We start from the raw sequence: 11,841 nt of genomic DNA on the forward strand, positions 1-11,841 counted from the left end.
GGCATTGAAACTATTACATTGGTGTTCACTCCTATACCCTTTCGGGTCGCAGAACCCAGAAAAGCCGCGAAGGCATTGAAACAAGTAACTCCCAATGCCTACAATTATAGCCCCAAGTTGTCGCAGAACCCAGAAAAGCCGCGAAGGCATTGAAACCCTACGTGCGCCTACGTGCGCGGAAGGGGATTATCCGTCGCAGAACCCAGAAAAGCCGCGAAGGCATTGAAACGGGGAATTGGTGAAACTGCAAGTCAAACCTTCATGGGGTCGCAGAACCCAGAAAAGCCGCGAAGGCATTGAAACACGGAGGTCGCTGTCCGTCGGTATCGTGAGAACCACGTCGCAGAACCCAGAAAAGCCGCGAAGGCATTGAAACAGCAGAACGAGCAGCAGGAGACCAGCACTCAGCAGGGAGGAAGCGTCGCAGAACCCAGAAAAGCCGCGAAGGCATTGAAACGCTATCTCGGTCGGGTCGAGTGAGAAGGTAAAGCTGCGTCGCAGAACCCAGAAAAGCCGCGAAGGCATTGAAACAATAGTTACGACCGCGTCCTCGTTGATTTCGAGTGGGTCGCAGAACCCAGAAAAGCCGCGAAGGCATTGAAACAAAGTATCGGTAACTTCATCGATTTCGTTATCTTCTAGTCGCAGAACCCAGAAAAGCCGCGAAGGCATTGAAACACCTGCCGAACGGTGGCTGGAACGGCGGCGGCGACGGGTCGCAGAACCCAGAAAAGCCGCGAAGGCATTGAAACGAAATACTACCGATACAAAAGAAATAACTCTTGTAAGTCGCAGAACCCAGAAAAGCCGCGAAGGCATTGAAACAAGGAATCGGCGCTCGTCGAGAAAACGACGCGACTGGGTCGCAGAACCCAGAAAAGCCGCGAAGGCATTGAAACGGCATTAGGCTCGGCCTCCGTCGACTGCGTCGAGTGTCGCAGAACCCAGAAAAGCCGCGAAGGCATTGAAACCGAGCGTTCGTCGACTACCAGCCCCGACCGAACGACGGTCGCAGAACCCAGAAAAGCCGCGAAGGCATTGAAACTCCGAGTATGGGACCAGACGAACGGAACCGAGTACGTCGCAGAACCCAGAAAAGCCGCGAAGGCATTGAAACGGTTCGGCCTCGACCAACTCGGAACGCCCGCGCTGGGTCGCAGAACCCAGAAAAGCCGCGAAGGCATTGAAACTAATGGATTAAGCTTGTTGTGCCTTACCATTCCGTTTGTCGCAGAACCCAGAAAAGCCGCGAAGGCATTGAAACTAGCCGAGAGAGTTCAGCGCGTTCACCCATGCGTCGGTCGCAGAACCCAGAAAAGCCGCGAAGGCATTGAAACTTGGAAGCGTTCGCAGTGCTGGCAGCGGTCGCCGTGTCGCAGAACCCAGAAAAGCCGCGAAGGCATTGAAACAGCCATTTAAGCAAATCACCATAACTATGCAAATATTGTCGCAGAACCCAGAAAAGCCGCGAAGGCATTGAAACAGCAGTTCGACGCCGGGGCGCTGGCCGACATAGCGGAGGTCGCAGAACCCAGAAAAGCCGCGAAGGCATTGAAACACGGTTGCTTCGGGGATGGCGACGGTGAGCGGCTGTGTCGCAGAACCCAGAAAAGCCGCGAAGGCATTGAAACAGAGAGAGGCGCTAACGCGTAGATTTAGTTCGGGGGTCGCAGAACCCAGAAAAGCCGCGAAGGCATTGAAACGTTCACCCTACTCAGACGTGCGTGCAACCCGGTTTCGGTCGCAGAACCCAGAAAAGCCGCGAAGGCATTGAAACGTCGCGAGGTTGACGACGTGCTGCGGGACGCGCTTCGTCGCAGAACCCAGAAAAGCCGCGAAGGCATTGAAACGGTTCAGGAGCCGTTCGCGAACGACTACGCGCTCCGTCGCAGAACCCAGAAAAGCCGCGAAGGCATTGAAACCGGTAAACGCCGCGAGTGTAGGCCGGGTTCCGGAAGTCGCAGAACCCAGAAAAGCCGCGAAGGCATTGAAACAACTGAACGACGCTATCATGGCCGCCGACCAGGGCCAGTCGCAGAACCCAGAAAAGCCGCGAAGGCATTGAAACGACGTGGTCGTGGTTCTGTTCTCGTCGCTCGTGTTGGTCGCAGAACCCAGAAAAGCCGCGAAGGCATTGAAACATGACGAAGTGAACCAACACTGGACCTACGTCTGGGGTCGCAGAACCCAGAAAAGCCGCGAAGGCATTGAAACACGATGGGCGGGCCGCGCTCGCCGGCCTCGCGGTCGGTCGCAGAACCCAGAAAAGCCGCGAAGGCATTGAAACTTGAATTCGGACGCGAACGCGTCAGCGTGCTGGGTCGCAGAACCCAGAAAAGCCGCGAAGGCATTGAAACAGTAGCTATCAGTCGGTCGTGTCGGATTACGCAAATAGTCGCAGAACCCAGAAAAGCCGCGAAGGCATTGAAACTTTATCTGTCGTTGCGTCCGCGTCGACGAGCGTGTGTCGCAGAACCCAGAAAAGTCACGAAGGTATGAAACCGTAACTGCGCGAGCGCGAAAATCGGGGTGACCGTGACCATCACAATCTATACCCGTTTGAATTCACTATGAATTTGTATGAGCCGGACATCCATCCCCGTCGATTCAGCGACGAAGGAGCGACTCGACGAACTGAAGCGAGAAACGGAGACGTGGGACGAGTTCCTCAACCGAATTTCCGCCGACGAAGACCCGATAAAGTTTGGTGCATGGTCGGACGAGGACGCAGAAACGGCGATGAAGCGTCTCCGTGAGGGACGGGAGCGCGACCAGACATGACATTTCTGGATACCTCGACGATAATCCAGTATCTGAAAGGCGACGAGCGCGTTCGTGAGTACATCGACGGGAGAGAACCGTGGTGGACCTCGACACTGTGTGCGTTCGAAGTGGTCCAAGGCCGATTAGGCTCCGGAACGACAGACGTCGAAGCGGTCCGCCAAGACTTCGCCGGAGTCCAAACACTGGACCTGAACGAGTCGATTGCACTTGAGGCTGGCCGTCTCCAGGACAAACTCCTATCCGACGGGGAACGGCTCGCAACTGCCGATATTCTTATCGCCGCCACCGCCCGCTCGACCGGCGATGAACTCGTGGTCGCGGACTCCGATTTCGAGACCGACGTTCTCGACGACTACATGCAAATCACGAACCTTCGCGAGTAAGTATCGCAGAACCCAGAAAACCCGAGCAGGAACTAATCACTTACCGAGAAGCGGCCGAAAGCGCGCTTCCCCCTACGCGCCCAGTTCGTCGACCAACTCCCGCGCCCGACCCTGCCGGACGTCGTCCTCGGCGACCATCCGGGCCGCGACCTCGTCGACGAGGTCCTCGGGCGCGCCGGCCTCGGCGGCCACGTTCTTGGCGTGGAGTTTCATGTGGCCCGACTGGATGCCCTCGGTCACGAGCGCGCGCATGCTCGCGAGGTTCTCGGCCAGCCCGAGCGCGGCGAACACGCCCGCGAACTCGTCGGCCGAGTCGACGTCCAGAATCTCCATCGCGGCCTTCGAGGTCGGGTGCGCGTGGGTCGCACCGCCGACGGTGCCGACCTGTATCGGGACCTCGATGCTACACGACAGCATGCCCTCGTCGTCGACCTCGTAGCTCGTCAGGGGGCCGTACCCCCCGAGCGCGGCGTAGGCGTGCGCGCCGGCTTCGAGCGCCCGCCAGTCGTTGAGCGTCGCGGTCGCCAGCGCGTCGACGCCGTTCATCACGCCCTTGTTGTGGGTCGCCGCCCGGTACGGGTCGCCGACCGCGAACGCCCACGCGTCCACGATGCGGTCCCGGACCGCCTCGCCCGTGAGGTCGGCGTCCTCGCGCTCGAACTCGGCGGGGTCGACCCGGCAGTGGGCGCGGGCCACGCGGTGGTCGGCCAGATTCGAGAGGATGCGAAGCGACACCTCCCCGCCGGTGATTTCCTCGACCGTCGGCGCGACGCCCTCGGCCATGGTGTTGACCGCGTTCGCGCCCATCGCGTCCTGGACGTTCACGACGAGGTGGGTGACGACCATCTCGCCTTCGGGCGTGTCGACCACGCGGACCTCGACGTCCTCACAGCCCCCGCCGTGGCTGACCAGCACGCCCTGGTCGTTGGCCTCCGCGACGAGGCGCGAGCGCGCGTCGAGCAGTCGGACCCTCGCGGCGCGGGGGTCGGGCACGTCGAGCGCCTGAATCTGGGCGACCATGTACGGCCCCGAGACGGAGGTCGAGAACCCGCCGGTCTCGCGGGCCATCCGCGCGCCGTGGGAGGCCGCCGCCACCACGCTGCTCTCCTCGACCGCCATCGGGACCAGCACGTCCTCGCCGTCGACCGTGAAGTTGGTCGCCACGCTCAGCGGGAGCGTGACGCTCCCCACTACGTTCTCGCTCAGCCTGTCTGCGAGGTCGAGGTCGGTGCTGTCCCGGAGCGCCTCGGTGGCCTCGGCCGAGAGGTCGCAGCGCTCGACGATTTCGTCGAGTCGGTCGGGGACGCCCTGCTTGTAGAATCCCGAGATGCGGGAGTTCATGCGTCGGCGTTCTCGCCCGGAGGATATAGGTGGTGTGGACTCGGCCGCACCGGACTATCGCCGAACGCGCCGGACCGCCGCTACAACGCTGGCGAGCGCGACCGCGAGGCCGACCGCGCCCGCGACCGTGCCCCGCACGCCGCCGCGCTCGTCGCCGCCGATCTCCGGTTCGGGACCGTGGTCGTACTCTCCGTCCCCGGGCGAGTCGTCGCCGTCGTCGGAGCCGCCGCTGTGGAGCCGCCACGCCAGCACCGCGACGCCGGCCAGCACCGCGAGCGCGGCGACGACCTTGCCCTTGCTGCCACCCGACGACCGGTCGTCGCTCGTCGAGCGGTCGCGTCCCGTCGCCGCCACGCGCTCGCGCATCTCGTCGGGGGAGCGGTACTCCTCGACCAGCGCCGGCTTCTCGATGTTTATCTCCAGAATCGCCATACCGACCCAGTCGGCGCTCGGCTACGAATAGGTTGCGGCTGCCCGCAGCGCGGTCGCCGGGCGGCGAGCGCACGCTCCGAGCCACTTTTCCCCGCCAGCGACCAAGCCCGACCCAGAGCAGTGGACCTCCACGTCAGATACGAGGGCGACGACGACCCCGAGAAGTGTACCGCCCGGAAACTCGCGCGGTTCGACCTCGCCGACCTCCACCGGAGCGACGGGGCGACGCCCTACGGCGTCGTCCTGAACCCCCACGCCGAGCGGGCGCTCTCGCCGGCCGACCGCGGGGAGACCGACCGACTCGTCGCGCTCGACTGCTCGTGGGAGACCGCCGAGCGCGCGCTGTTCGAGATGCCCGGCGTCCACCGCGCGCTCCCGTTTCTGGTGGCGGCCAACCCCGTCAACCACGGCAAGCCCTTCCGACTCACCACCGTCGAGGCGTTCGCGGCCGCGCTGGTGATTCTGGGCGAGCGCGAGCGGGCCGAAGCGATTCTGAGCAAGTTCCGGTGGGGCGAGACGTTCCTCGACCTCAACGCCGAACCGCTCCGGCGGTACGCCGACTGCGCGGACTCGACCGAGGTCGTCGCCGTCCAGCAGGAGTACCTCGACGCCGGAAACGCCGGGCGGGCCGACGACCGGGACCGGGCGGAGGACGAGGAAGCCGTCGGCTCGGGCGACCGCGATTGGTAGATAGAAAGACATATCCTGGGTCGGGGAGACCTGCCGGGCATGAATCCGTACGTCGCGCTCGGCGCGGCCATCTGCTCGGAACTCGTCGGTACGACGGCGCTCAAGCTCTCGGAGGGGTTCTCGCGGCCGCTTCCGAGCCTCGGCGTCGTGGTCGGGTACGGCTTCGCGTTCTACCTCGTCTCGCTCACGCTGGAGGATTTGCCCATCGGCCTCGTCTACGGGACGTGGGCCGCGCTGGGCATCGTCGGCGTGGCGGCCATCGGCGTCGTGGTGTTCGGCGAGCGGCTCGACGCGCCCGGCGTCGCCGGAATCGCCCTCGTCGTCGCCGGGGTGTACCTGCTCAACGTGGTCTCGGACGTCTCGGCGCACTAGCTCGGGGCCGCCGGGCGACTCTGTAAAGTTTAAATGCGGCCGTGGCCAAGTCCCCGGTATGGCCAGCTTCGAGAAAGCGGAGGCGCGAATCCTCGACAAGATGATCTGCATGCGGTGCAACGCTCGCAACCCCAAGGAGGCGGACAACTGCCGCAAGTGCGGGTACGGCAACCTCCGGCCCAAGAGCACGGAACCGCGCAACGCCTGACGGCGGCTCTCCTCTCGCCCAGACCGCACCGGTCAGCGTCGGCTCCGCCCGTCGAAGGGTCGGATTCCGCGAGTCGCGCTCTCGCGGCCGTCGGAATCGAGCGCCGGCCCGTAATTCTTTAGTACTACGAATCATAAGAAGGAAATGCACTCTCCGGCCGGAGGTGCAAGCTCCCGAAATCTCCCCCACCCACCCCCACCTTTTGCGAGCGGCCTGTTGCTGCGCTCGGGAGCGCCTGTGACGCACTCTCGCTGGTAACAGTTCGACCAAAACCGCCGTCAGCGTGAAGCTCTGAGGAGTCCGCGGTCGCTCGCGGGACAACTACTCGTACTCCTGCTGGACGACGAAGACTCACGCAACAGCGCCGGTGGCGGCGACGCGAAAAACGGGAGCGGTCAGCGAATCAGTCGTCGGCGGGCGTCGCGCCGGAGCTACCGCCCTGGGCCTGCTTTTTGGTGTGCGAGAGCTTGCCGCCGTCGGCCAGAATCTCGCGCTCGCGCTCGGAGGCGTCGAGGTGCGCGGTCGCCTCCCAGTCGTCGTCGATGCGAACCGTGAACTCCTCCTGCCCGGAGCGAACCGCCTCGGCCACGTCGTCGACGATCTCGACGTCGTCGCCCTGGTCTATCTGCTCGTAGGTCTCCTCGTCGATGGTCAGCGGGATGAGGCCGAAGTTGAACAGGTTGGCCTTGTGGATGCGGGCGAAGCTCTGTGCGAGGACGCCCTCCACGCCGAGGTACATCGGGCACAGCGCGGCGTGCTCGCGGGAGCTACCCTGCCCGTAGTTCTCGCCGGCCACGAGGAAGCCGCCGTCGGCTTCGAGCGCGCGCTCGGGGAAGTCCTCGTCGACCCGAGTCAGCGTGAACTTGGCGTACTCGGGGATGTTCGACCGGAACTTCAGCGCGTCCGCGTTGGCGGGTGTGATGTGGTCGGTCGTGATGTTGTCGCCCATCTTCAGTAGGTTCGGACCCTGGAGGTCCGAGCCGAGTTCGTCCTTCAGCGGGACCTCGCTGATGTTCGGACCCTTGATGAGTTCGTCGTCGGGGGCCTCCTCGGGGTCGATGAGGTCGGCCGTGCTGCCCGTGTACTCGTCGGGCATCTCGAAGCCGGGGTCCTCCAGGTCGCCGAGTTCGTCGGCGAGGTCGCGCGGGTCGACGATTTCGCCCTTGAGCGCGGCCGCCGTGGCGACCTCGGGCGAGCAGAGGTAGACGTCGTCGTCCTCGATGCCCGACCGGCCCTCGAAGTTGCGGTTGAAGGTTCGGAGCGACACCGAGTCGCTGGCCGGGACGTGACCGATGCCGATGCAGGCACCGCAGGTCGCCTCCGAGAAGTTGACGCCGGCCGCCATCATCTCGGCGGTCCAGCCCTGGCGGGCCAGCATCTCCGAGGCCTGCTTGCTACCGGGCGCGACTATCATCTCGGTCGTCGGGTTGACCTCGCGGCCCTCCAGCATCTTGGCCGACGGGAGGATGTCCTCGTACGCGCCGTTGGTACACGAGCCGATGATGACCTGGTCGACGTCGGTGCCCGCGACCTCGCGGACCGGGACGACGTTGTCGGGCATCGACGGCTCGGCGATGAGGGGTTCGAGCTCGCTCAGGTCGATGGTGACCTGGTCGTCGTAGTCGGCGTCGTCGTCGGGCTGGAACCGCTCGTACTCGTCGCCGCGGCCGACCCGTTCGAGGTAGTCTTTGGTGTTCTCGTCGGTCGGGAATATCGAGGAGGTCGCGCCGAGCTCGGTGCCCATGTTGGTGATGGTCGTGCGCTCGGGGACCGAGAGGCTCTCGACGCCCGGACCGGTGTACTCGAAGATTTTGCCCACGCCGCCCTTGACCGAGAGGCGTCGGAGCATCTCGAGGATGACGTCCTTGGCGGTCGCCCAGTCCGGGAGCTCGCCTTCGAGTCGGACCTCGACGACCTCGGGCACGTCGAAGTAGTACGGGCCGCCGCCCATCGCGACCGCGACGTCCAGTCCGCCGGAACCGATGGCGAGTTCGCCCATCCCGCCGGGCGTCGGCGTGTGGGAGTCGGACCCGAGCATCGTCTTGCCGGGCGCGGCGAAGTTCTCCTTGTGGACGTTGTGACAGATGCCGTTGCCGGGCCGCGAGAAGTGCGCCCCGTACGTGCCGGCGGCCGACCGGAGGAACCGGTGGTCGTCGGTGTTCTTGAAGTCGAACTGGTAGGTCTGGTGGTCGCAGTACTGCGCTGCGAGTTCCGTCTTGACCTCGTCCAGTTCCAGCGCTTCGAACTGGAGCCAGACGAGCGTTCCCGTCGTGTCCTGTGCGAGGACCTGGTCGATCTCGATGCCGATCTCCTCGCCGGTCTCGAGTTCGCCCTCGACGAGGTGGTCCTCCAGGATTTTTTCCGTTAGCGTCTGTCCCATATCGTCCGAATATCGACCCTCCACGTGTATAAATCCCGCGTGTTTCCGTTCCGGAAACGCGGGCACGCGGTCGCCGCGTGGCAAGATTTGAGGGAAGCGCCGTCCGCGTCGCGTCGCGTGACTCCGACAACGCTTTGGGCCTCGGAGCGGAGCCACCCACCATGTTCGAGAGCGGTTCGTTCGTCGCCGACCACGTCACCGACACCGACCCCGAGCAGGTCCAGCCCAACGGCGTGGACCTCACGCTGGAGAGGGTGTACGAGCAGCGCGAACCCGGTCGCATCGGACGCGAGGGCAAGGAGGTCGGCGAGCGCCGGGAACTGGAGACCGAACAGGTCGCCGACGACGCCGCCGAGACCTACTACCTCACGCCCGGCGGCTACGTCGTCCAGTACGCCGAGACCGTCGCGATTCCCGAGGGCCACGTCGGGTTCATCTACCCCCGGTCGTCGCTCATGCGCAACTCCTGCATGCTGAACACGGCCGTCTGGGACGCCGGCTACGAGGGGAAAGGCGAGGGGCTGCTCGAAGTCCACCACGACGTCGCGCTCGAACGCGGCGCGCGAATCGCCCAGCTCGTCCTCGCGGAGGCCGACCACGACGGCACCTACGCCGGGTCCTATCAGGGCGAGAACGTCGGCCTCGACGAGTTCTGAGTCGGCGGTTCGACCACCGACGTCCCGGCCGCGGGAGGTTCGAACGACCTCATCGTTTTATGGTCCGGACTCCCCAATCGGCGACCATGAGGCACGCGAAAGGACCGCTGCTCACCGTCGACGTCGGCGAGCGCGAGACCCGCACCGAGGACATCGACGACGTGCTGGCGTCGTTCGTCGGCGGCCGGGGCGTCGCCACGAAGCTGGCCCACGACCGCGTCCCGTTCGACGCCGACCCGCTCGGGCCGGACAACAGCCTGCTGTTCACGACCGGGCCGATGCAGGTCTCGAACGTGAGCTTCACCGGTCGGACGAACGCCACCGGCATCTCGCCGCTCACGGGCGGATTGCTGTCGTCGAACGCCGGCGGGTTCATGTCCCGGCACGTCGCCGACACCGGGTACAGCGCGGTCGAGATCACCGGCGCGAGCGACGAACTTCTCGTCGTCCACGTCACCGACGACGGCGTCGAGTTCGAGGAAGTGCCGGACCTGGACGGAGCTACGGTGCCCGAGACCTGCGAGTACCTCGAGTCGACCCACGGACTCGAGTCCGAGCACGTCGCCTGCATCGGTCCCGGCGGCGAGAACGAGGTCCGGTTCGCCTCGATCATGACCACCGAAGAGCGGGCGTTCGGCCGGGGCGGCCTCGGCGCGGTGCTGGGTGCGAAGGGCGTGAAGGCGGTCACCTTCGCGGGCGACTCCCGCCCCGAGATCGAGATGCCCGCCGGCGCGATGGACATCCACCGCGAGGCCGCCACGGCCGACCACATCATGAAAGAGCAGGGCACCGTCTCGGTGATGGACCTCGCCAACGAGATGGACGGCCTGCCCGCCTACTACTTCGCCGAGCGCTCGTTCGAGGGAGCCGAGGGCATCAACGGCGCGGCGGTCGCCGAGAAGAAGTACAAGAAGGGCACCTGCTCGCAGTGCGCGTTCGCGTGCAAGCTTCCAACCAGAGACGAGGACGCGGGCGTCGAGACCGAAGGGCCGGAGTTCGAGACCGCGATGGCGTTCGGCTCGAACGCCGGCATCGACGACATCGTGGACGTGATGCAGTCGAACGAACTCTGCGACCGGTACGGCCTCGACACCATCTCGACCGGGAACACGGTGTCGGCGTACCTCGCCAGCGAGGACCGGTTCGGCGACGAGGACCTCGTCCACGACCTCGTGGAGAAAATCGCCCACCGCGAGGGCGTCGGCGACCTGCTCGCGGAGGGCATCGACCGCATCCACGAGGAGTTGGGCGTCGGCAACTGGACGGTCAAGGGCATGGACTTCGCGGCCCACGAGGGGCGACTCCTCCACGGACAGGGGCTGTCGTACGCGGTCGCCAATCGCGGTGCCGACCACATGTACGCGACGTTCTACTCGGTCGAGTACCCCCTCGTCGACGAGGACGAGGCGATGGCCCCCGACGGCTTCGACGGCAAGCCCGAGCGGCTGGTCGAGCGCGAGAACCTGATGGCGCTCAACGACTCGGGCGTCGTCTGCAAGTTCTCCCGGGACTTCGTGAGCCCCGAGCGCTACGAGTTGCTGTTCGACGCCGACTTCGAGGACCTGCTCGCGGTCGGCGACCGCGTGGTCGAACTCGAACGCCACTTCAACAACCGGCGGGGCATCGCCCGGGAGGCCGACCGCCTGCCCTACGACCTGCCGGGGTTCGAGGACGCCCTCGACGACTACTACGCGGTCCGGGGCTGGAACGACGACGGGACGGTGCCCGACTCGCACGTCTCCGGCGGGTCGGGCGCGGCGAGTGCGGACGACTGACCGGTCGACGCGTCGCCCACACGATTTTCGAGGCGGAACTAGTCGAAACCCGAGCCCGAACCCATACTTTTATTGTGGAGTGTAAAGGACGCTTTACTGTAAAGCGAGCTTTACAGAACGCTCGTTCGACACCACCCATGACATCGAACGCGACTCGCGGACGACAGACGTATCGTCGGGCCTACCTGGGCCTGTGGATGCTCGCGGGCGTCACCTTCGGCGTCCTCGTCGGACTCGGATACAACCTCGTTGCGACCGCCGCGTTCTTCCTGCTGGCGGGCGCGACGCTGGTCGTCGAGCGGACCAGCGGTGCGACGCTGTTCGACGAGCGCGACGAGTCCATCCACCGGCGCGCCAGCGCGCGAACGATGGGACTGTACGGCGTCCTCTCGGCGCTGGTGTTCCCCGCGCTGGTCGCGCTCGACGCGGTCGGGCTGTACGAGTGGGGACCGATGGCCGCCGGCGTCGCGATCGCGGTCGCGGTCCTCTACGTCACGTACCTCGCGATGACCATGGTGGTCGGCGCACGGCGATGAACACCCGGCTCCCGGAGTTTCGCGAGGAGCGGGACCTGACCCAGTCCGACCTCGCCGAGGACGTGGACGTCACGCGCCAGACCATCAACTCCATCGAGCGGGGCCGGTACGACCCCTCGCTCGAACTCGCGTTCGCGCTGGCCGACCGGTTCGACTGCCGAATCGAGGACCTGTTCGAGCCCGAGGACTGACGCGACGACCGTTTTCCTCGCACGAACGCTCGCTTCGCTCGCGTCCGTGCTCGAAAAACGTCGACGAAAAAACCGCACCTACTTCCGCTCGAA

Annotated in this window: 12 protein-coding genes and 1 CRISPR repeat array (1 of these 13 running past the window's edge); of the genes, 9 read left to right on the forward strand and 3 right to left on the reverse strand. The window is 65.1% G+C overall.

Going from position 1 to position 11,841, the window contains the following annotated elements; translation table 11 throughout:
* Positions 1-2,503: direct repeats of the CRISPR family, unit length 37 nt; unit sequence GTCGCAGAACCCAGAAAAGCCGCGAAGGCATTGAAAC (it extends 246 nt beyond the left edge of the window).
* A 77-nt stretch (positions 2,504-2,580) separates the two neighbouring features.
* Entirely contained in the window at positions 2,581-2,781 is a 201-nt protein-coding gene (locus tag EPL03_RS13250; RefSeq protein ID WP_135829813.1) for a DUF7557 family protein, read from the forward strand.
* Positions 2,778-3,167, forward strand: a complete 390-nt coding sequence (locus EPL03_RS13255; RefSeq protein ID WP_135829814.1) for a PIN domain-containing protein — start codon at positions 2,778-2,780, stop codon at positions 3,165-3,167. Before EPL03_RS13250 ends, EPL03_RS13255 begins: the two co-directional genes overlap by 4 nt.
* A 72-nt stretch (positions 3,168-3,239) precedes the next feature.
* Here the strand turns inward: EPL03_RS13255 and EPL03_RS13260 are convergent, their stop codons facing one another.
* Together EPL03_RS13260 and EPL03_RS13265 are read right to left on the reverse strand one after the other, a co-directional pair.
* Positions 3,240-4,535 carry a hydroxymethylglutaryl-CoA reductase, degradative gene (locus EPL03_RS13260; RefSeq protein WP_280178867.1) on the reverse strand — a complete coding sequence of 432 codons (1,296 nt, stop codon included), beginning with the start codon at positions 4,533-4,535 and terminating at the stop codon, positions 3,240-3,242.
* A gap of 27 nt (positions 4,536-4,562) precedes the next feature.
* Positions 4,563-4,940, reverse strand: coding sequence for a hypothetical protein (locus EPL03_RS13265; protein WP_135829816.1), 378 nt, complete (start codon positions 4,938-4,940; stop codon positions 4,563-4,565).
* Positions 4,941-5,060: 120 nt separating this feature from the next.
* Between EPL03_RS13265 and EPL03_RS13270 the strand changes: the two genes are divergently transcribed.
* From EPL03_RS13270 to EPL03_RS13280, 3 genes are read left to right on the forward strand one after another with little or no spacing between them, the layout of a single operon-like run.
* Complete coding sequence (locus tag EPL03_RS13270) at positions 5,061-5,630, forward strand: DUF367 family protein (RefSeq protein WP_135829817.1); 570 nt, start codon at positions 5,061-5,063, stop codon at positions 5,628-5,630.
* Positions 5,631-5,669: 39 nt separating this feature from the next.
* A complete protein-coding gene (locus EPL03_RS13275; protein WP_135829818.1) occupies positions 5,670-6,002 on the forward strand; it encodes an SMR family transporter in 333 nt (110 codons plus the stop codon).
* 58 nt (positions 6,003-6,060) lie between these two features.
* Entirely contained in the window at positions 6,061-6,210 is a 150-nt protein-coding gene (locus EPL03_RS13280; protein WP_135829819.1) for a 50S ribosomal protein L40e, read from the forward strand.
* 403 nt (positions 6,211-6,613) lie between these two features.
* Here EPL03_RS13280 and EPL03_RS13285 read toward each other — a convergent pair whose 3' ends face one another.
* Complete coding sequence (locus tag EPL03_RS13285; protein WP_135829820.1) at positions 6,614-8,590, reverse strand: aconitate hydratase; 1,977 nt, start codon at positions 8,588-8,590, stop codon at positions 6,614-6,616.
* A gap of 161 nt (positions 8,591-8,751) precedes the next feature.
* Between EPL03_RS13285 and EPL03_RS13290 the strand changes: the two genes are divergently transcribed.
* The 4 genes from EPL03_RS13290 (at position 8,752) to EPL03_RS13305 (ending at position 11,748) form a co-directional block, all read left to right on the forward strand.
* The gene (locus EPL03_RS13290; protein WP_135829821.1) at positions 8,752-9,246 is read left to right on the forward strand and encodes a deoxyuridine 5'-triphosphate nucleotidohydrolase; all 495 of its coding nucleotides are present in this window, start codon (positions 8,752-8,754) and stop codon (positions 9,244-9,246) included.
* Positions 9,247-9,332: 86 nt separating this feature from the next.
* Entirely contained in the window at positions 9,333-11,021 is a 1,689-nt protein-coding gene (locus EPL03_RS13295; RefSeq protein WP_135829822.1) for an aldehyde ferredoxin oxidoreductase family protein, read from the forward strand.
* A gap of 137 nt (positions 11,022-11,158) precedes the next feature.
* Positions 11,159-11,557, forward strand: coding sequence for a DUF2178 domain-containing protein (locus EPL03_RS13300; RefSeq protein WP_135829823.1), 399 nt, complete (start codon positions 11,159-11,161; stop codon positions 11,555-11,557).
* Positions 11,554-11,748, forward strand: a complete 195-nt coding sequence (locus tag EPL03_RS13305; protein WP_135829824.1) for a helix-turn-helix transcriptional regulator — start codon at positions 11,554-11,556, stop codon at positions 11,746-11,748. Before EPL03_RS13300 ends, EPL03_RS13305 begins: the two co-directional genes overlap by 4 nt.
* Positions 11,749-11,841: the final 93 nt, after the last annotated feature.

Origin of the sequence: Halorussus halobius (assembly GCF_004765805.1) — an archaeon.
GTDB lineage: Archaea > Halobacteriota > Halobacteria > Halobacteriales > Haladaptataceae > Halorussus > Halorussus halobius.